This window comes from Sphingobium sp. AntQ-1 (assembly GCF_028538045.1).
GTDB lineage: Bacteria > Pseudomonadota > Alphaproteobacteria > Sphingomonadales > Sphingomonadaceae > Sphingobium > Sphingobium cupriresistens.
The window spans coordinates 1,412,771-1,432,383 of sequence record NZ_CP117158.1 but is presented as its reverse complement, the minus strand read 5'-3'; the positions used below and the strand labels follow the sequence as shown (position 1 = coordinate 1,432,383).

Here is a 19,613-nt window from a genome sequence, read left to right as displayed (position 1 = left end):
GCGCTGGCCATCGGCCATGCATGAATTACTCTGACTAATTATTGCTCCGACAAATGAATCGCAAGCGGAATTTTGCAGTTCATTGCAGGGAAATTTCAGGGATGTGATATTATTGCCGCACAGCAGGGTTGCGCGGTTTTCCGGTATGTTTCCGTAAGGGTATGAATTGAAAAAGGGCGCCTCGCTTGTCGCGGGGCGCCCTTGGGCCATTGAATAGTCAGACTTATGCTGTCAGTCGATATGCCACCAAGCGCTCGAATCCCGGCTGGCGACCAGCGTCAACCCGGCTTCGGACAGGCCTATGGCCTTGCCCGGCACCGCGATGGATACGAAGCGAGCGGCGTGGAGAGCCTTCTCGTCGAAGCGGACGAACTGGCTGCGCAGATTGAAATCAGCGCTCTTGCTGTCGGGTTGCAGGGTCAGCGATCCATCCTGGCCCGCGACCAGATAATGATCGGGCATCAATATGGGGGATAGCATGATGCTGCGGGCGCCGGCGCGGCCGGGCAGTTGGCGGAATTGGGTTTGCGCCAGCGACGGGTTGCCCGCGATCAGTTTCGTGCCGTCATGCGCCATCAGCCGCGTCGGGTCGGTGGACGAAATGAAGCGTTCGGGCAGGGGTCCATTGCCCACCGGCACGCCGAAATCGGGCGCGCCGTCAGCGGTGTAGTAAAGGCGCTGGACGCGGGTGTGGCGGTCGGGGTTGAACAGCGGATCGCCCTGGATCGCTTCATAATCGCGGCCATGATAGACTAGGATGTCGCGGCCCTGTTCATCCACGGTGAAGCTGTTGTGGCCGGGACCATAGACGCTGGTGGCGCTGTTGGTGACGAAGACCGGCTGGGGCGATTTGGTCCAGCTCCTGGCGTCGAGCAGGTCCGCATTTTCGTCGGCCGTCAGCATCCCCAGGCAATAGCGCGCATCGGTGGCGCTGGCCGAATAGGTTATGAACAGGCGGCCGTTGCGGTGCAGGATGGCCGGGGCCTCGGCCACCTTGTAGCCGCGAATTTCCCAGTCGAGTGTCGGCACGGTCAGGCGGGTAACCTGGCTGCCCAGCTTCAGCGGGGATTCCAGCTTGGCGATATAAAGGTTGCTGTTCGTTTCGATCCCCGGTTCGCGCTGCGCCCAGGCGAAATAGCGCACGCCCTTGTGGACGAAGCTGGTCGAATCGAGGTTGAAGCTGTCCCAGGGCGTTTCCAGTTCGCCCAGCAGGCTCCACTTGCCGGTCATCGGATCGGCGCCGTCGCAGATGACGGCATAGGTGCGGATGCGGAACACATCGTCGCCACCACCGCTGGGGCCGGCGGCGAAATACATGATCCACCGGCCGTCGATCTGGTGCAGTTCGGGCGCCCAGATGAAGCCGGAACGCGGTCCGTTCGCCTCGTGCCGCCACAGCACGGCCTCGGTCGCGGTGGTCAGGCCAGCGATCGTCTTTGACCGGCGTAGCACCAGCCGGTCATATTCGGGCACGGAGCCGGTCAGATAATAATAGCCGTCGTCGTGCCGGAACACCTGGGCGTCGGCGCGCTGCTTGACGAGCGGGTTGATCGGGCCGGGCGCGGTCGCCGGGGGCGATGCGGCGCGGGCGACGCCGGACGCGGCGGAGAGGGCGGCGGCAGTGCCGATGAAACCGCGGCGGGATAGGGCTAGGGACATCAGTGTCTCTCCGAAGGTGTTAGTCGGACTAATGGATTAATAGTGGGCTTGCGGCCAGCCATCGGCACCCCAGGTGACGGGGGCGATGCGCAGGGTGGGGGCACCGTTCGCCTGTTTGTCATAGGCGTGGTAGACGACATAGTCTTCGCCGTCCTTGTCGTGGAGCCAGCCCGCATGGCCGGGACCGCGGAATCGCTGCTGTTCCTGCAGATCGGCACGCAGGAAGATGGTGCCGCCGCCTTCCATCAGGGGGCTGCCATCCTTGCCCAGATAGGGGCCGGTGATCGCCTTCGATCGCCCCATAACGGTATAATAAGTGCTGTTCACGCCCTTGCAGCAATAGTCGTAGCTGACCATCAGCCAATAATAGCCGCCATGGTCGATGATGAACGGCGCTTCGACCGGAGCAGGGCCGCCTGCGGGGGCGGGGCGGCGGGCGATACTGACCGGCTTGGCCTTCGCATCCTTAGGCTTGCCGGTCTTCGGGTCCAGTGCGAACAGCTTGATGCCGGTCCAGAAACTGCCCAGCGACAGCCAGTGGCGGCCCTCCCGGTCGATGATGAAATTGGGATCGATGGCGTTATAGTCGTCGTCCTTGGTGGACAGGACGACCAGCCCTTCGTCGCGCCAGCCGTAATTTTTCGCCTTCGGGTCCAGCGTCGGGCTGGTGGCGAGGCCGATGGCGGAACGGTTCGATCCAAAGGTCGAGACGGAATAATAAAGCCGGTAGCGGCCGTTCACATAAGATATATCGGGCGCCCACATGCCATCGCTGCCGGGGATCGCGTCCTTCGCCCAGGCGGGCAGGGCGGTGAAAATGGGATCGCCCGCGGTCCAGGTCACCAGATCGGGCGAGGTGCGGGTTTCGATCAGCCGCTTGCCATGGCCAGTGCTGAACACATGATAGGTGTCGCCTTCACGCGCGATGACCGGATCATGGGTGGGGACGAGGTCGCCGGTCAGGCGGCTATTAAGCGTGGGCGCGGCGGGTTGCGCACAGGCGGGTGCGGCGGCCGCGAACAGGGCGAGGCCCGACATTATCGACATGATCTGCCTGGTCATCCGGGCCTCTCCAGTTAAAGCAACCTGCTCCCGCCTGCGCGGGAGCACGGCCTGGTAAAGGATTGGAGCGGGCGGTGATTCCACCCGCCGCCCGCTCCAAACTCTTATTGCAGTTCCAGCACCACCACCGACTTGGCCGGCAGCGTCACGGTCAAGGCGCCACCGCTGACCTGCGCGCCGGTGAAAGCGACCGGCTTCACGGTTTCGGGCGCTTCAAACGTGTTGTGTGCGTTCATCGCGCTGGCGGTCAGGATGCGGCCGGTGACGCTGGCGGCGTTGAGGCCGCCAAGCTTGACCGTGACCGTGTTGGCCTGATTGGGATCGAGGTTGGACAGGCCAACATGGACCTTCCCATCCTTGCCCCGCACCGCAGAGCCGCTGACGGCCGGCATCACGAACTGGTCCTTATTATACCAAGGCGTGTCGATGCTGATCGGCAGCACCGTCGCGTCCTGCCAGGACTTGTACATTTCAAAGACATGATAGGTGGGGGTGAGCACCATCTTCTTGCCGTCGGTCAGGATCATCGCCTGGAGGACGTTCACCATCTGCGCGATCGCGCTCATCTTCACCCGCTCGGCATGTTTGGCGAAAATGTCGAGATGGATCGACGCGACGAGCGCATCACGCATCGTGTTCTGCTGGCGCAGGAAACCGGGATGGGTGCCGGGGTCCTGGGCATACCAGGTGCCCCATTCGTCCACCGCCAGGAAGATGCGCTTGGCCGGGTCATACTTGTCCATGATGGCGGTGTGCTTGGTGATCAGCTCATCCATGTGCACGGCCTTGGACAGGGTGTCGGCCCACAGCGTCTCGTCGAAATTGACCGGATCGGCCTTGGGCGGCCAGCCGCCCTGGGGCAGGGTGTAATAATGGAGCGAAACGCCGTCGAGTTGCGCGCCGGCCTCCCGCATCATCACTTCGGTCCAGTTATAATCGTCGACATTGGCGCCCGCCGCGATCTTCAGGATCTTGGTGCCGCTCGGCGCCTTGATGAAGGTGGCGTAGCGACGGGTGACATCGGCGGCATATTCGGCGCGCATATTGCCGCCGCAGCCCCACAGTTCGTTGCCCACGCCGAAATAGGGCACGGCCCAGGGGTCCTTATGGCCGTTCCTGGCGCGTTCGTCGGCCAGCGTGCCGGCGGGCGAGGTCATATATTCGACCCATTCGGCCATTTCCTGGGGCGTGCCGTTGCCGACATTGCCCGCGACATAGGCTTCCGCGCCGATCTGACGGATCAGTTCGAAAAATTCATGGGTGCCCACCGTGTTGGGTTCGGTCACGCCGCCCCAATGGGTGTTGATCTTGACCGGGCGCTTGGCTTTGCCGCCAATCCCTTCGCGCCAATGATATTCGTCGGCGAAGCAGCCGCCCGGCCAGCGCACGACGGGAACGGCCAGGTTCCTGAGCGCCGAAATCACGTCGTTGCGGAAACCGTTGGTGTTGGGGATCGACTTGTCGTTGCCGACCCACAGCCCGCCATAAATGCCATTGCCCAGATGCTCGGCGAACTGGGTGAAGATGCGCTTGTCATAGACCGGGCCGGGCTTGGCGGCGTCGATCGTGGCGGTCGTCGGCTTGCCGCCGGTGTCGGCATGGGCGCTGGTTGCGAGCGCGCTGGCACACAGCAGCAGCGCAGCGGTGGTGCGGCGCAGGGATTTCATCATCTTTTCCTCTCCCGTTGGAATTAGTCGTGAAATGCTTGTGTTGTCTGGCGGGTGCCGCGCAGGAAGGCATCGGCGACCAGCCGCAGCGGGCTGGTATCGACATCCGATCGTCCGCCCCGGATCAGCGTGGCGAAACGGGCGTAAAGGCCGGCATATTCGACATCCTCGCCATGTTCGGTGCCGCTGGGCAGGGTCAGCACCGCGCCGCCCTGCGCCAGTTTCAGCGTGCCCGCGTCGGTTTCGACGATGATGTCCCAGCTTTGCGGGCCGGTCTGGCGCCAGTCGAGATCCATGTGGATCGGCGCGCCCGCGGTATCGCGGAACGCCAGGTCGGCGGCGATCGGCGCGGCGCGGTTTTCGGGCAGAACCAACGTCGCGTCCTTCAGGAAGAAGGGGCGCGGCAATATATGGGTGACGATCGACAGGGCGTTGATGCCCGGATCGAATACGCCAAGGCCGCCGGGCTGCCAAATCCAGGCCTGGCCCGGATGCCAGACGCGGACATCCTCGCGCCAGACGATCGATACCTTCTCGATCTTGCGCTCGGCCAGCCAGGCGCGTGCCGGGGCGACCCCGGCGGCGAAACGGCTGTGCCAGGCGGCGAACAGGCTGACGCCGACCTTGTCGGCCTGGACCTTGAGCGCCTCCACCTCTGCCAGAGTCGCGCCGGGCGGCTTTTCCAGGAAGAGGTGGACGCCCTTCGTCAGCGCCTGCGCCGCCAGGTCGTAACGGACCTGGGGCGGGGTGCAGAGCGCGATCGCGTCCACCGCCGGACCCTGGGCGAGCAGGTCGTCCAGGCTGGCATGGTGCGGCACGCCGTCCAGCCCGGCATCATGCGGGCTGACGGTCGCGGCCAGGCTAAAGGCGCTATTGCCCCGGATTGCGGGTACATGCTGATCGCGCGCGATCTTGCCTATGCCCACGATCGCGATACGGATCGGGTCCATCTGTGTCAGAGCGCCTGGACAGCGACCTGGACAGCTGGCGCGCGTTGTAGCGGATTGCGCACCGGCAGGGTGAAGGGGGCAGCGAGGATTTCGAATACATCGCCTTCCTGCGGTGCGATGCCGTCGCTGAAGGACAGGGTGGCCGTGCCGAAGAAATGGACATGCACGTCGCCCGCGCGGCGGAACAGGTCATATTTGAAATGATGATGTTCCAGATTGGCGAAACTGTGCGACATATTGCCTTCGCCCGACAGGAACGGCTTTTCCCAGAGGATTTCGCCGTTGCGGATGATGCGGCTCGACCCTTCGATATGGTCCGGCGGCGTGCCGACCAGCAGTTCCGGGCCGAGCGCGGCCTGACGCAGCTTGGAGTGGGCGAGCCACAGATAGTTATGACGCTCGGTCACATGGTCGCTGAACTCGTTGGCGAGCGCGAGGCCGAGGCGATAGGGGGTGCCGTCTTCGCCGATGATGTAGACGCCGGCGATTTCCGGCTCCTCGCCGCCATCCTGGGCGAAGGCGGGCATGACCAGCGGATCGGTGGGACCAACGAGCTGCGACCCGTCGCCCTTGTAAAACCATTCGGGCTGCTGGCCGGTTTCGCCAGCGGCAGGCTTGCCGCCTTCCAGACCTTCCAGGAACATGCGCATCGAATCGGTCTGCTTCTCGGCGGCAGCGGCTTCGCGGTGCATCTTGTCGCGACCCTCGGCGGAACCCAGATGAGTGAGGCCGGTGCCGGTCAACTGGACATGCGCGTCATCGTCATGATCGATGGGGGCGAGCAGGCGGTTGGCTTCGAACTCGGCGGCGATATCCACGGCATCGCCTTGGCCAGCGGCTGCGACCGCGGCGGCGAGGCTGATCTTCTGCGCGATCGCATGGAGCGCCAGCGCGCGGATCGTGGCGAAGCCCGGCACGACATAAGCGGCGTCGCCCTGCGCGGCGATGACCGTCCGCTCGCCACTGTCCGAACGATGCTGCAACAGGCGCAATGTCATGAAAACTCTCCTCCCGCGCGCCTGGAAACGGCGCTCAATCCAAATCACAAGCCTCTTGCCGCGCGCCTGAACATCGTCCGGTCGAACGAGGCGGCGGCGGTGAATCTGCTAATTACTCCGACATATTACAGGATGATGGTAATGGCAATGCTTGTATTATAGGGACGGATATGCCTGATTGGGGAAAGGCGAGAGGAGCGGAAATGGTGAAGGAAAATCCGTCTTTGCACAGTGATGAGACGGAAAATGGCGGCGGAGCCAAGGCGGTTCGGGGTCCGGGACGGCGGTTGCACGGCGCGATCGCACACAAGCTGGGCATGGCGATCTTGTCCGGCCAATATCAGCCGGGCGACGTGCTGTCGGGCGAAGTTGCCTTCGCCGAGGAACTGGAAGTGTCGCGCAGCGCCTATCGCGAAGCGATCCAGGTGCTGACCGCCAAGGGGCTGGTCGAAAGCCGGCCCAAGGCGGGCACCCGTGTCCTGCCGCGCAACCGCTGGAACCTGCTCGACCCCGAAGTGCTGGCCTGGGCCTTTGCCGGCGAGCCGGACATCCAGTTCGTGCGCGATCTGTTCGAACTGCGCGCCATCGTCGAGCCGGCCGCCGCGCGGCTGGCGGCGCAGCGCCGTGACAAGGAGGATCTGCGGATCATGAAGGACGCGCTTGCCGCGATGCGCCGCCACACGCTGGCGACCGAAGCGGGGCGGGCGGCTGACCGCGATTTCCACAATGCGATCCTGCACGCGACGCGCAACGACGCGCTGCTGGTGCTGACCGCCAGCATCGGCGCGGCGGTGAACTGGACGACGCAATATAAACAGCGCGCCCGCGCTTTGCCGCGCAACCCGATTCCCGACCATGTCCGCGTCTATGACGCGATCGCCGCGGGCGATCCCGCGGCCGCGGCGGAGGCGATGGGCGTGCTGGTCGATCTGGCGCTGGAGGATACGGCGAGCGCGATGGAGCGATGAAAAAAAGAGGTTTGCCAAAATAAAAAGGCCGGAGCGGATATGCCGCTCCGGCCCTTTTTGCCATCCGAAGTGCGACCCTCGGCCCGTTATGCTTCGACCTGCTGGTCCGGCAGCGCATTGGTCGTCTTCGACCCCCAGAGCGCATAGAAGAGGATGTAGAGTTCGCAGATCGCGGTCAGCAGGAAGCTGGTCTGCAGGCCGTAATGGTCCGCCAGCCAGCCCTGCACCACGACCAGCGCGCCGCCGGCGATCGCCATGATGAGCAGGCCCGAACCTTCTTCGGTCAGCGGGCCAAGCCCTTTAATGCCGAGCGTGAAGATGGTCGGGAACATGATCGAATGGAACAGGCCGACCAGGATCAGCGACCACATGGCGACCGGGCCGGTGGTGAAGACCGTGACCAGCATCACGATGAACGCGCCGATCGAGAAGGCGGCGAGGACATGGCCCGCATCGAACTTCTGCATGATCGCAGACCCCGCGAACCGGCCTACCATCATGCCGCCCCACAGGAAGGTGAGATAACGGCCCGCCTGCTCGTGGGTCAGGTTGGCGATGTCTGGCTGGCTGACGAAGTTGACGAACAGGTTGGCGACGCCGATTTCGGCGATCAGGTAGATGAAGATCGCCGGGATGCCGAACACCAGGTTGCGGTGGTTCCAGAGTGAATGCTTCTTGCGCTCTTCCTTGTTGTGGCGCTGTGTCGCATTGCCCATGGCGGGCAAGGGAAAGCGGGCGATGACGATGGCCAGCACCGCCAGCACGGCCGCGACGATCACATAGGGCAGGATCACGGACTGGGCGTCGGCCAGCCGTTCGGCCTGGGTCAGGACGACATCGCCCTGCGCCGTGCCGCCCTTGGACCGGCCCAGGATCAGATAGGCGCCGAACAGCGGCGCCAGCATCGTGCCGGCCGAGTTCATCGCCTGCACCAGATTGAGCCGCGACGAGGCGGTTTCGGGCTTGCCGACGATCGCGACATAGGGGTTGGCCGCGACCTGCAGCAGGGTGATCCCGCTGGCGATCACGAACAGCATGACCAAAGTCACGCCATAGGAGGGGATCGACGCTGCGACCGTCATGCCCAGCGCGCCGGCCGCCATGATGAGCAGGCCGATGACCAGCGACTTCTGGTAACCGACCCGTTCGATCAGCTTGGCCGATGGGATCGACGCCACGAAATAGGCGATGAACCAGACCGATTCGATCAGGGTCGTCTGGGTATAGCTCAGCTCGAACACGCTGCGCAGATGCGGCAGCAGCGTGTTGTTGATGACGGTGATGAAGCCCCACATGAAGAAGAGGCTGGCCAGCAACGCCAGCGCCGGGCCGTAGCGCGTGCCGGGATTGTGCGTCGCGGTTACGCCCGCGCCTGATGAGATCGGTCCTGCCATTCATCCTTCTCCACTGCAGTTCCAGCAGCGGGCCGCCCGATCAAGGGTTGCGTCCGCTTATTTTGTCGGAGTATATCTCCCTCAACCGCCCGTCAATGGGCGCAGCTACTGGGAGGAAGTCCATGCGAAAGGTCCTCGATTTGAAAACAGCGTTGTCACCCGCTGTCGGTCTGTATGCGCTTGCTCTCACGCTCGCAAGCGGAACGGCTATGGCGGCCGACGCCAGCCGCGCGCCGGCTGGCACCGCCAATGGCGCGGCGGTCGAGGCGATCACGCTGAAGAATGGCGCGGGTGTCTCCGCGACGATCCTGACCTACGGCGCGACGCTTCAGTCGCTGTCCGGTCCCGGCAAGGATGGTCAGATCGCCGACGTGCTGCTCGGCTATGACGACCTTAAGGGCTATGTCGATTTCCCCAATTATTTCGGCGTGACCGTCGGCCGCTATGCGAACCGTATCGCGGGCGGCAAATTCAGCCTCGACGGCAAAGCCTATCAGTTGCCGCTCAACGACAAGGTCAACACGCTGCATGGCGGCGGCAAGGGCTTCGACAAGCAGGTGTGGAAGGTCGTGTCGCTCAAGAGCGGCCCCAAGGCCAGCCTGGTGCTGGGCCTGACCAGCCCGGACGGCGATTCGGGCTATCCCGGCAAACTGGACGTGACCGTCACCTATACGCTGGATGAAAGCGGCAACCTCGGCATCGCCTTCGACGCGAAGACCGACAAGCCCACCATCGTCAACATGACCAACCACGCCATCTTCAATCTTCAGGGCGAAGGGTCGCCCGACGGCGCGATGGGCCATATGCTGACGATCCCGGCGAAGGCCTATACGCCGGTCGACGCCAACCTGATCCCCACCGGCGCATTGAAGCCGGTCGAAGGCGGTGTGTTCGATTTCCGTGCGCCCCGCCGCGTCGCCGACGGCCTGCGCGACGGTCGCGATGCGCAGATCATCGCCGGTCGCGGCTACGACCATAATTTCGCGCTGGACAAGGGGCTGACGAAGAAGCCCGAACTGGCCGCGCGGCTGGAAGACCCGGTGTCGGGTCGCGCGCTGGACGTGCTGACGACCGAACCGGGCGTGCAATTCTATGCCGGCAATTTCCTGGATGGCACCTTCATCGGCAAGGGCAGCCATGTCTACCGCATGGGCGACGGCATCGCGCTGGAGCCGCAGAAATTCCCTGATGCGCCCAACCAGCCCGGCTTCGTGTCGGCGCGCGTCGATCCCGGCAAGCCCTATCATCATGAGATGGTCTATCGCCTGTCGGTGGCGCGCTGATGCCGGAGTGGCGGCTGATCGACCGCGCCGTCGCGGACAGTTTGGGGGAGGGGACGCTCTGGTCGGCGCGCGATAACGCCGTCTACTGGGTCGATATCCTCGCGCCAGCGCTCAACCGCTTGTCGCTGGAGAGCGGCGCGGTCGATCGGTTCGCCATGCCCGAACCGCTGGGCTGGGTGGCGGAGCGGGAGGCTGGCGGCTTCATCGGCGGCTTCCAAAGCGGCTTTGCCGAAATCAGCCTCGATCCGCTGGCCGTCACGCCGTTCGGCGACCCGGAACCGCATTTCCCCGGCAACCGGATGAATGACGGCAAAGCGGATGCGCAGGGCCATATCTGGTGCGGCACGATGGAGATGGCGGAGGCGCATGACCGCGGCGCGCTCTACCGACTTGCGCCGGATCGTAGCTGGACTGTGGTGGACAGCGCCTATCGCGTGCCCAATGGCCCCGCTTTCTCGCCCTGCGGGACATGGCTCTATCATAGCGATACGGCCAAGCAGCAGATGTACCGCTTTCGCCGGACCGAGCATGGCGCGACCGGGCGGGAACCTTTCATCCGGTTCGGCGATGCGGATGGCTATCCCGACGGCATGACCGTGGATGCGGACGGCCATATCTGGGTCGCCCATTGGGGCGGTAGCCGAATCAGCCGTTTCACGCCCGAAGGCAGGCTGGACCGCGCCATCGCCCTGCCGGCGCGGCAGGTGACCAACATCACTTTCGCCGGGCCAAATCTCGACCGCATGTTCGTCAGCTCGGCGACCGTGGGGCTGGACGATCCGACCGAATATGATGGCGGGTTCTTCGAGGTGGAGAGCGGTGCGCGCGGCCTGCCGACCAACCTGTACGCAGGTTGATTATGGCCCATTGGCGCTGAGTGGGGCGTGGCCGTCAGATGATGGCCGCGCCTTTTCCGTTTTTACCGATCAAAGTCGGTTGCGTCGCGCGCGCTTATCCTCTAGAGCGCCAGGACAGCGTTGTCATGGCCTCTCCAAAGTCGGGCGACGCTGCGATCCCGGACGGCCTCTTGATGAACTGCACGCATCATTGGCCGTCCGGGGCGATTTCCCCCTCTGCTTCCCATCGTTCGCATATCGGTCAATGGCCATGCCATCGGGACGCGACGCCGATCGGCTTCCATAGGTCCGGACCCAGCAGCGATAGCGCCACGCCCAAGCTGGCGCTAAGGAAACAAGCGGCAGCCAGCAGCAACTGCGTCGGCGTGATCGCACTGGACTGACGGACGAGCGCGCGCAGTTCCGCGCCCTGCGGCGCGAGGCTGGCGATCAGCGCGAGGCCCAGCAACCGCAGGCCGATCTGCGCGGCGGGGCGGGGATGCCAATTGACCATGAGTCGTGCGCCTCCGTCATCGGGAAGGCGCGTTATCTATCGGTCGACGTAGAGGGTTTCGAGAGCGGGAAAAGCCGGGCGGCGTAGAAATAGCGTAGAAATGGACGGCTATTTCCGCCGCCACCGCCGGAACAGCGACACGCCCAGTACGCCGCCGCCCACCACCGCCGCGATCGCGCCGCCCGCCGACGCCAGCGCCCAGGCGCCGGCCGCCAGCAGGCCCGTCAGGAAATCGACGATGATGAGCGTGAGATGGATCATGTCAGGGACAAGAGGGAGCTATTGCCCCAATTCCTTGGCTTCCTGATATTTGAGTTCAAGAAAACGGTTCTGCGTCGCCAACTTGTCGAGATCGCCGCTGGCCAATGTCTCGCTCATCCGGCCGATTTCGGCGTCGATCACGGATAGCCCGTCGACCAGTTGCTTTTCCGGCACGCGACCGTTCCGCTCTTCACGCCGCAGCGGCTGGGGGATAGATTGATAGCCAGTGACCAGTTCGGGCAGATGATCGGCCAGCAGGCGGCGAATCTCCTGCGCGGCCGGTTCCTGATCGTTCAACCGCTCCAGTTGCGGCGCCAATATCTCCAGCTTCACGCCGATGCTGTCGACCAGGGTGATGGCGGGGGAGGGCAGGGCCTTGCGCTGGTTTTCCAGCCAGATTTCGGTCTTGAGCGGCAGGGCGGTCAGTTCGGTCGCGGCCAGCGCCTCCGTCTTCACCCGGCTTTTCGTCGGCATAAGCGCGATCAGCAGCAGCGCAGCGATCATCACGCCCAGCGCGATCATGACGCCGGTGGTGCCCAGCGGCAGGATGAACCCGGCCACCGCGCTGGCCAGCAGGATCGCCAGCACCGCCCAGAAGGCATATTTGACCTTGCGCATCAGCCCGGCATTGCGCCGCTGCCGCGCGCGGGCGGACAGGCTCTGCCCGCGATCGCTATGGCGGCGGAGCACGGCCTCGGCATCGGCCAGGACGCGGTCGGATCGGCTCACAAGCTTCTCTCCGGGAGGAGGGGGAGCATGTCTTTCACCCCTCGATCGCGCTCAGCAACGGATTGTCGGCGCGCACTTCCTTGGCGGCCTGCGCCTGTCCTTCGGCGCGGGCGATATAGCCCTTGGACTTTTCCACTTCGCCCGACAGGGTGTTCACCGTCGTCTTCATATTCTCCAGCGCCTTCAGCTTGAAGGCGTCGATATTGTCCATCGTGTCGTAGATATTCTGGAAGGCGCGCTGGAGCGTCTCGATCGGGATCGTGCTGCTGGCGGCCTGTTCGTGGATCTGCGCGGTCTGGCTTTTCAGCAATTCGCCGGTGCGATCGATCATGTTGGCGGTCGTGGTGTTGAGCGCGCTGATCTGTTCCAGCACCAGCCTTTGCCCGGCCAGCGCCTGCGCCACCGTCACCGCCGTGCGCAGCGCCGCGACGGTCGTGGTGCTGGCGCGATCGACGCCCTTGACCAGTTCGACATTATTCTTCTTGACCAGATCCAGCGCCAGATAGCCCTGCACCGTCACCGCCATCTGCGTCAGCAGATCCTGCGTGCGCTGGCGGATATAGAAGAGCGCACTTTCGCGGATCGCCTTGGCCTTGGTCGGGTCGGTCGAATCCAGTTCCAGCGCCTTGGCTTCCAGCCGCGCATCCATCGTCTTGCTGATATGGATCATCTGCTCCAACCGGCCCATGGTCTGCCACATATTCTGGCGTTCCACGTCGATCGCGGCATTGTCCTTGATGAGGACATCCTTACCGCTGGCCAGCGACCCCAGGATCGCATTGATATGGCCCTGCGCGCTCTTGTAGCCGTCGAAATAGTCGCGCATCTTGTTGCCGAACGGAATGATCCCGAACAGCTTCTTGGGCGCCAGCAGATTGCCGCGCTTGCCCGGATCGAGATCCTCTACCGTGCGGCGCAGTTCGGCCAGGTCCGCGCCGACCTTCGTATCGCTGTCCATGGCGCGCACGGGGCGATCGAGGAAGCGGTTGGAATGGCCCGCGGCCTCGGCGATTTCCTTGCGGCCCATATTGGTCAACTGGTCGACCCGCGCGCCGAATTCGGGCGAATTGGCGTCCTGCGCAACGAGGTCCGCAACGAAGGCGTCGACCTTCTCGTCCAGCTTCGACTTTTTCTCATCCTCGATAGGTACGAGGCCGGACGCCTTTTCGGGCGCGACCACCGGCACCGGATCGGGCGGGGTCAGGTTGAGCGCGTCAGCGGTAACGGTCGTGGTGGGCGCGGTCGTGGCCATATCGTCTCCCAACGGCATTGCGAACCAGCTGTCATATGTGACTATAACAGTGGCGGTTCAATGGCGAATATGGCCCGGTCCCGCGCCCGATGCAATCAGCGCGCGCCTTGCGCGTAATAGCGCTCCATGTCGAGCCGCATCTGGTGCAGCGCCTCCGGGTTCAGATAGACCATATGGCCAGCCGGATAATATTTGAACTGGAGGTTCTGGCGCAGCGCCGGCTCCAGCATCATGTGCTTCAAATCGCGCTCGGTCGAGAAGAAGGGCGTCGCCATATCGTACCAGCCGTTCAGGGACAGCACGCGCAGATGCGGGTTGGTGCGCATCGCGGCGGAAAGGTCGGCGGTCACGTCCGCGACATTCTGCTTGCCGCCTTCGGGGGGCGTATGGCTCCAGTCCCATTTGAAGTCGCCGCCTTCGCGCGCGCTCAGGCGATAGTTGAGGTCGGTCTTATAGCCGATCTGGCGCGTCACCTGATCCAGGAAACTGCCGACATAAAGGCCGGTAATGCCGGTGCTGGACGGATCAAATTCCGGTTCCTCGCCCGCCGCGTCGGCGTCGATCCCCTTGTAGCGGCTGTCGAAGCGGCCGATCGTCTCATGCCCGTCGCGCAGCAATTCCTTGCGGAAGCGGCTGAGGCTGACGCGCAGATTGGCGCGCTTGAGATAATCGACCGACAGGCCGGTGAAGCGGCTGAGTTGCTGGGCGATCGCGTCGGTTTCCTGAGGGGTGATGTCGGACCCTTTGAGCAGCGCGGTAGCATAGGGGCCGTTGGCGAAGACGCGCGATTCCTCGACGAACGCCTCCAGGCTTTCGGGACGGCCGCCCGGCACGCGGTTATGATACCAGGCGGTCGCGGCATAGCTGGGGATATAGCCGATATGGATCGTGTCGAAGCCCGACTGGCGCACGCCATAATTCATGATCGACGACAGCAGCACGACGCCGTTCAGCGCCAGGCCACGATCCTCCAGTTGATAGGCGAGCGCCCCGGACCGGGTCGTGCCATAGCTTTCGCCGAAAATATATTTGGGCGACGCCCAGCGGCCATTCTTGGTCGTGTAGCGGATGATCGCCTTGGCGAAGGCGTCCACATCGCCATCGACGCTGTAGAAGTCGGACGGCTTGGCGTCGCCCAGGATGCGCGAATAGCCCGAACCGATCGTGTCCAAAAACACCATGTCGGTGCTGCCGATCAGACTGTCATTGTTCGGGCCGACGTCGAACGGCGCGGGTTTCACCGCTTCGGGATTGCCGGTGCGCACATGTTCGGGTGCGAAGCTGCCCATGCGCAGCCACAGCGAGGAGGAGCCGGGGCCGCCATTATAGAGGAAGGTGACGGGGCGGTTCTTACCCGTCGCCGTATAGGCGGTGTAGAACATGCTCGCGACCGGCTTGCCCTTGTCATCGCGGATGGTGAGCGTGCCGGCGGTCTGGGTATAGGGGATGGCCTTCCCATCGACGCGCGCCGTGCCCTTGCTGCTCTGCGTCACTTCTTCGACCGGGGCGCTGGCCCAGTTGGCTGCGACATCTTCGGCGACCTTGTCGGCATGTTGCTTCGCGGCGTCGGGCGCATCCTTCTGCGCGAAGGCGGGAGAGGCGAGAGCAATGAGCGAAGCGAAAGCGACGGTGGCGGCAGACCGCATGAGGGGTAAGCTCCTTGGCGACAGGCTATATTATTGGCGACGCGCGGCACCATAGGAATGTCGGCGCGAGGGGCAAGGGGATATTGCACTGATGTAAAGCAGAGCAAGCGGCGTTCACCGTCGCTTCGGTCGCGTGCTATCCTTGTCTACCGACCGATGTTCCGGCCGCCCTTGCCGCATCGCGTCATTTCCTGTAGGGGCGCGCCCGAAGCCTCTGCGTGACCTTGTGTCGGCGTGGACGAACCCATATCCCGAAGGCAAGACATGTCCCTGCGTAATATCGCGATCATCGCGCACGTCGATCACGGCAAAACCACCCTCGTCGATCAGCTTTTCCGCCAGTCCGGCACCTTTCGCGACAATCAGCGCGTCGAAGAGCGCGCGATGGACAGCAACGACCTTGAAAAAGAGCGCGGCATCACCATCCTGGCGAAGCCCACCTCGGTCGAGTGGGAGGGCACCCGCATCAACATCGTCGATACGCCCGGCCACGCCGACTTCGGCGGTGAAGTCGAGCGTATCCTCTCGATGGTCGACGGCGTCGTCCTGCTGGTCGATTCGTCGGAAGGCGCGATGCCGCAGACGAAGTTCGTGACCGGCAAGGCGCTGGCGCTGGGCCTCAAGCCCATCGTAGTCGTCAATAAAGTCGACCGTCCCGACGAGCGTATCCAGGAAGTGCTGGACGAAGTGTTCGACCTGTTCGTGTCGCTCGACGCGACCGACGAGCAACTCGACTTCCCCGTCCTCTACGCATCGGGCCGCAACGGCTATGCGAATGAAGATCCCACGCTGCGCGCGGGCACGCTCAAGCCGCTGTTCCAGAAGATCGTCGATCACGTTCCCGCGCCCGCCGTGGAAGTCGAAGGCGTGCCCTTCACCTTCCTGGTGACGTTGCTTGACCGTGACAATTTCCTGGGTCGCATCCTGACCGGCCGCGTGACCAGCGGTTCGGTGAAGGTGAACCAGGCGATCCATGCGCTCGACATGGACGGCAAGGTGATCGAAACCGGCCGTGCATCCAAGATCATGGCCTTTCATGGCCTGGACCGCGTGCCTGTCGAAGAAGCCAAGGCGGGCGACATCATCTCGCTCGCGGGCCTGGCCGTCGCGACCGTCGCCAACACGATCGCCGACACGTCGGTGACCGAACCGATCCAGGCCCAGCCGATCGATCCGCCGACGCTGTCGATGCGCTTTGCCGTGAACGATTCGCCCATGGCCGGCCGCGAAGGCACGAAGGTGACGAGCCGCATGATCCGCGATCGTCTGGCCCGCGAAGCTGAATCGAACGTCGCCGTGAAGGTGACCGAAAGCGCCGACAAGGACAGTTTCGAAGTCGCCGGCCGTGGCGAACTCCAGTTGGGCGTGCTGATCGAAACGATGCGCCGCGAAGGCTTCGAACTCTCCATCAGCCGCCCGCGCGTGCTGTTCGGCGAGGACGAGAATGGCGGCAAGACCGAGCCGTATGAAACCGTCATGATCGACGTGGACGATGAATTTTCCGGCACGGTCGTCGAGAAGATGAACATCCGCAAGGCCGAGATGACCGACATGCGTCCTTCGGGCGGCGGCAAGACCCGCATCACCTTCTCCGCGCCCTCGCGCGGCCTGATCGGCTATCATGGCGAATTCCTGTCCGACACGCGCGGCACCGGCATCATGAACCGCCTGTTCGAGAAATATGGCCCGCACAAGGGCAATATCGAAGGCCGCAAGAATGGCGTCCTCATCTCCAACGGCGCGGGCGAAGCCAATGCCTATGCGCTGGGTCCGCTCGAAGAACGCGGCATCCTGATGGTCGGCGTGGGCGAAGCGCTCTATGAAGGCATGATCATCGGCCAGAACGCCAAGCCCGATGATCTGGAAGTCAACCCGATGAAGAGCAAGGCGCTCACCAACTTCCGCGCATCGGGCAAGGACGACGCCGTCCGCCTGACTCCGCCGTGGAAGCTGACGCTGGAGCAGGCGATCGCCTATATCGACGATGATGAACTGGTCGAAGTCACGCCCAAGACCATCCGTCTGCGCAAGCGCTACCTCGATCCGAACGAGCGCAAGCGCATGAGCCGTTCGAAGGCGGCGTAAGTCATCCAGTTCCTTCCCGGCACGGGGAGGTGGCGGGCCGAAGGCCCGGCGGAGGGGGCGGGCGGCAACGCACCGCCCCCCAATCAATTTACAGGAGTTCGCACATGGCCGACCTCTATCTCAAGGCGCTGACATCAGAGCGCCGGGCTCTCTGGGCCGAATGTCGCCTGAAAGGACTGGCCAAGGACACGGCACAGCGCCAGCGCATCGTCGAAATCGACGCGCTGCTCGCGGCGCATAAGGCCAAGCAGGGCGGCGCGAAACCGGGCGCCTGAGTCGGCGACGGACCGTTACCGTCCATCCGCATTGCGTCTTCGCGTCCTATCGTGTCACTTTGGGGTCGGTGCAAACCGAATCGCAACCTTAAATGGTGAATGATGATGTGGGTGGCTGAGCCTTCCCGTCCGGTCGTTCGTTGAACCGGCAGGCGGCTCACGCAGGAGGAATGATGAAGTGGCGGAAACCCTTCCGGCCTTGAGCGAGGGGGAAAAGCAGTGTCTGCGTCTGGTGGCGCAGGGCTTCAATTCCAAGGAAATCGCGCGCCAACTGCATGTGTCGGAGCATACGGTTGATCAGCGCGTGCGCACCAGCCTGCGCAAGTTCGGCGTGCCTTCGCGCAAGGAAGCCGCTCGCCTGTTTATTTCGGTTGAGCAACTATCGCCCCAAAGTGACACATATCAGCCCCTGATATATCAATCGGAGCGGCTTGCCTCCGATCCCGAACCTGGGTCATCCCTTGCTCAGCCGGACAGGCTGGATGAGCCGACGAAGCACAAAACGCTTCTGCGCCGCATCCTCGCCTTCGGCCCGCCGCTAGGGGGATCGACCAATGAACTGAGTATCGATGGCCGCATATTGGCGATGATCCGGGCCGCTGTGCTGACCGGAGTCGGTGTCGTCGCTTTGCTGCTGCTCATTCGCGGGGCCTTTACGGTCCTGGGCTGATCTGTCCCAAATCGCCATGCTGAAAGACGTACCGCTCTGTGAAAAGGGTGTCGTGCGAAGGAGATGACTTGTGCTCAACCTCGATTCCATCAAGACCCAGGCCGTCGCCGATCAGACCCGCCAGGCTTTTGCCGCGCTGGATAATGCGCTGGTCGATGCCGCGCAGTTGACCACCGCCTTCCTCACCGCGTCGCAGGGATCGGGGCTGACCGCCAGCGAGAGCCAGCGCATCCTCAAGCAGATCCACGACAGCGCGACCAAGATCATCGAAGGCCGCAGCGACATGGTCCGCGCCACCGCGCTGCTGACCCGCTGCGTCGAACGCAGCCAGCACGAAGTGACGGCCTTTGGCTGCCCCATCGGCCTGGAGCTCGAACAGCGCGAAACCGCGCGTCACCTGACCCTGGTCGCCTGATCAGGGCGAAAGCCGTCGGCATCCGCATGACCATTGCCCTCCCTCTCAATCGGAAATGCAGATGCTGGCGGCTTTCTTCTGGCTCTTGATGCTGATGACCTGCGCCTTCGCCGTCTGTTTCGGCGGGCGCGAAGGGCGACTGCTGGTCGTGATTTCGGTCACGGCCGCGCTGCTCAGCATCCCTGCGCAACTCGCCGGGTCGTGGCACGCCACTCAATATTGGCTTCTGATCGTGGATATGGCGACCTTTGCGGCGCTGCTATGGCTGATGCTGGGCAGCAACCGCTATTGGCCGATCTGGGTCGCTGCCTGCCAATTGATGACGGTGCTGACCCATGTCGTCACCCTGTTGCGCCCCGATTTCCCGGACATGATCTATGCGGGCCTCAGCACGGTCTGGGTGATCCCGCTGATGCTGTTCGCCATCATCGGCATCGAACTCGACCGGAAGGCGTCGCATGACCGTGCATATCCCGCCTGATCGCCACATGCCCAGCCAGGAAGCGGTCGACCTGGTGGTCGCGCTGCAACGATGCCTGACCAATTTTCACGCGCGGCAGGAAGAGCCCGCGATACTGGACGGCGAGGGGAGCGACCAACGCCCCGCGCTGGCTCGCTATGTCGAAGCGCGGCGGATGCGGTCGATGCTGTTTGGGCATGACCTGTTCGCCGATCCGGCCTGGGACATATTGCTGCTGCTTTATCAGGCGGAACTGGAAGGCGGCGGGCTGACGCTGGAGCAGATGAGCGAAACGCTGCGCCTGTCGCTCAGCGTCGTCGTCGGTCAGGTCGGTGTGATGGAACGGCGCGGCCTGCTGGCTGAACATCGCAGTTCGCCCAGCAGCCGGCGTCGCCGCGCGATCCGCCTGTCGCCATTGGCGGTGGACGCCATGGCGTCCTGGGTCTCGCTCGCCTTCGAAAGCGGCGACTGATCGGCGATCTCTCCGGG

The 19,613-nt window shown here is 63.7% G+C and carries 20 protein-coding genes; 9 read left to right on the top strand and 11 right to left on the bottom strand.

What is annotated here, in order from left to right; genetic code table 11:
• Nucleotides 1–231 precede the first annotated feature (231 nt).
• From sphantq_RS07065 to araD1, 5 genes are all read right to left on the bottom strand, one after another.
• Nucleotides 232–1,659, bottom strand: a complete 1,428-nt coding sequence (locus sphantq_RS07065; protein WP_272799910.1) for a glycoside hydrolase family 43 protein — start codon at nucleotides 1,657–1,659, stop codon at nucleotides 232–234.
• A gap of 36 nt (nucleotides 1,660–1,695) precedes the next feature.
• Nucleotides 1,696–2,721: an arabinan endo-1,5-alpha-L-arabinosidase gene (locus sphantq_RS07060; RefSeq protein ID WP_272799909.1), complete on the bottom strand. Its 1,026-nt coding sequence runs from the start codon at nucleotides 2,719–2,721 to the stop codon at nucleotides 1,696–1,698.
• A 104-nt stretch (nucleotides 2,722–2,825) separates the two neighbouring features.
• The gene (locus sphantq_RS07055; protein ID WP_272799908.1) at nucleotides 2,826–4,391 is read right to left on the bottom strand and encodes an alpha-N-arabinofuranosidase; all 1,566 of its coding nucleotides are present in this window, start codon (nucleotides 4,389–4,391) and stop codon (nucleotides 2,826–2,828) included.
• A gap of 20 nt (nucleotides 4,392–4,411) precedes the next feature.
• Nucleotides 4,412–5,338 (bottom strand): Gfo/Idh/MocA family protein, encoded by a 927-nt coding sequence (locus sphantq_RS07050; RefSeq protein WP_272799907.1) that lies wholly within the window; start codon nucleotides 5,336–5,338, stop codon nucleotides 4,412–4,414.
• Nucleotides 5,339–5,343: 5 nt separating this feature from the next.
• Nucleotides 5,344–6,336 (bottom strand): AraD1 family protein, encoded by a 993-nt coding sequence (gene araD1, locus sphantq_RS07045; protein WP_272799906.1) that lies wholly within the window; start codon nucleotides 6,334–6,336, stop codon nucleotides 5,344–5,346.
• A gap of 203 nt (nucleotides 6,337–6,539) precedes the next feature.
• On the opposite strand from araD1, the gene sphantq_RS07040 reads away from it, so the two are divergent.
• Nucleotides 6,540–7,304 (top strand): FadR/GntR family transcriptional regulator, encoded by a 765-nt coding sequence (locus sphantq_RS07040; protein ID WP_066605882.1) that lies wholly within the window; start codon nucleotides 6,540–6,542, stop codon nucleotides 7,302–7,304.
• 86 nt (nucleotides 7,305–7,390) lie between these two features.
• Here sphantq_RS07040 and sphantq_RS07035 read toward each other — a convergent pair whose 3' ends face one another.
• Complete coding sequence (locus sphantq_RS07035) at nucleotides 7,391–8,698, bottom strand: sugar MFS transporter (protein WP_129926063.1); 1,308 nt, start codon at nucleotides 8,696–8,698, stop codon at nucleotides 7,391–7,393.
• Nucleotides 8,699–8,820: 122 nt separating this feature from the next.
• Between sphantq_RS07035 and sphantq_RS07030 the strand changes: the two genes are divergently transcribed.
• Both sphantq_RS07030 and sphantq_RS07025 read left to right on the top strand, forming a co-directional pair.
• Nucleotides 8,821–9,981: an aldose epimerase family protein gene (locus sphantq_RS07030; RefSeq protein WP_272799905.1), complete on the top strand. Its 1,161-nt coding sequence runs from the start codon at nucleotides 8,821–8,823 to the stop codon at nucleotides 9,979–9,981.
• A complete protein-coding gene (locus tag sphantq_RS07025) occupies nucleotides 9,981–10,838 on the top strand; it encodes an SMP-30/gluconolactonase/LRE family protein (protein WP_272799904.1) in 858 nt (285 codons plus the stop codon). Before sphantq_RS07030 ends, sphantq_RS07025 begins: the two co-directional genes overlap by 1 nt.
• A gap of 241 nt (nucleotides 10,839–11,079) precedes the next feature.
• Here sphantq_RS07025 and sphantq_RS07020 read toward each other — a convergent pair whose 3' ends face one another.
• The 5 genes from sphantq_RS07020 to sphantq_RS07000 all read right to left on the bottom strand — a co-directional run bounded on the left by sphantq_RS07020 (nucleotide 11,080) and on the right by sphantq_RS07000 (nucleotide 15,219).
• Complete coding sequence (locus sphantq_RS07020) at nucleotides 11,080–11,331, bottom strand: hypothetical protein (protein ID WP_066605870.1); 252 nt, start codon at nucleotides 11,329–11,331, stop codon at nucleotides 11,080–11,082.
• Nucleotides 11,332–11,439: 108 nt separating this feature from the next.
• Nucleotides 11,440–11,592, bottom strand: coding sequence for a hypothetical protein (locus sphantq_RS07015; protein WP_165363574.1), 153 nt, complete (start codon nucleotides 11,590–11,592; stop codon nucleotides 11,440–11,442).
• Nucleotides 11,593–11,610: 18 nt separating this feature from the next.
• On the bottom strand, nucleotides 11,611–12,321 hold the full coding sequence (locus tag sphantq_RS07010; protein WP_272799903.1) for a hypothetical protein: 711 nt from the start codon (nucleotides 12,319–12,321) through the stop codon (nucleotides 11,611–11,613).
• A gap of 34 nt (nucleotides 12,322–12,355) precedes the next feature.
• Nucleotides 12,356–13,573: a toxic anion resistance protein gene (locus sphantq_RS07005; RefSeq protein WP_272799902.1), complete on the bottom strand. Its 1,218-nt coding sequence runs from the start codon at nucleotides 13,571–13,573 to the stop codon at nucleotides 12,356–12,358.
• A gap of 95 nt (nucleotides 13,574–13,668) precedes the next feature.
• On the bottom strand, nucleotides 13,669–15,219 hold the full coding sequence (locus sphantq_RS07000) for a S10 family peptidase (protein ID WP_066605864.1): 1,551 nt from the start codon (nucleotides 15,217–15,219) through the stop codon (nucleotides 13,669–13,671).
• A 264-nt stretch (nucleotides 15,220–15,483) separates the two neighbouring features.
• Between sphantq_RS07000 and typA the strand changes: the two genes are divergently transcribed.
• The 6 genes from typA to sphantq_RS06970 all read left to right on the top strand — a co-directional run bounded on the left by typA (nucleotide 15,484) and on the right by sphantq_RS06970 (nucleotide 19,596).
• A complete protein-coding gene (gene typA / locus sphantq_RS06995) occupies nucleotides 15,484–17,304 on the top strand; it encodes a translational GTPase TypA (protein WP_066605859.1) in 1,821 nt (606 codons plus the stop codon).
• Between the two features lie 104 nt (nucleotides 17,305–17,408).
• Complete coding sequence (locus sphantq_RS06990) at nucleotides 17,409–17,579, top strand: hypothetical protein (RefSeq protein ID WP_165363575.1); 171 nt, start codon at nucleotides 17,409–17,411, stop codon at nucleotides 17,577–17,579.
• 178 nt (nucleotides 17,580–17,757) lie between these two features.
• Nucleotides 17,758–18,249, top strand: coding sequence for a helix-turn-helix domain-containing protein (locus sphantq_RS06985; protein WP_272799901.1), 492 nt, complete (start codon nucleotides 17,758–17,760; stop codon nucleotides 18,247–18,249).
• 70 nt (nucleotides 18,250–18,319) lie between these two features.
• Nucleotides 18,320–18,664, top strand: coding sequence for a hypothetical protein (locus sphantq_RS06980; RefSeq protein WP_129926068.1), 345 nt, complete (start codon nucleotides 18,320–18,322; stop codon nucleotides 18,662–18,664).
• A gap of 61 nt (nucleotides 18,665–18,725) precedes the next feature.
• The gene (locus tag sphantq_RS06975; protein ID WP_129926069.1) at nucleotides 18,726–19,145 is read left to right on the top strand and encodes a hypothetical protein; all 420 of its coding nucleotides are present in this window, start codon (nucleotides 18,726–18,728) and stop codon (nucleotides 19,143–19,145) included.
• Nucleotides 19,123–19,596 (top strand): MarR family transcriptional regulator, encoded by a 474-nt coding sequence (locus tag sphantq_RS06970; RefSeq protein WP_066605852.1) that lies wholly within the window; start codon nucleotides 19,123–19,125, stop codon nucleotides 19,594–19,596. The genes sphantq_RS06975 and sphantq_RS06970 overlap by 23 nt, the downstream gene beginning before the upstream one ends.
• Nucleotides 19,597–19,613: the final 17 nt, after the last annotated feature.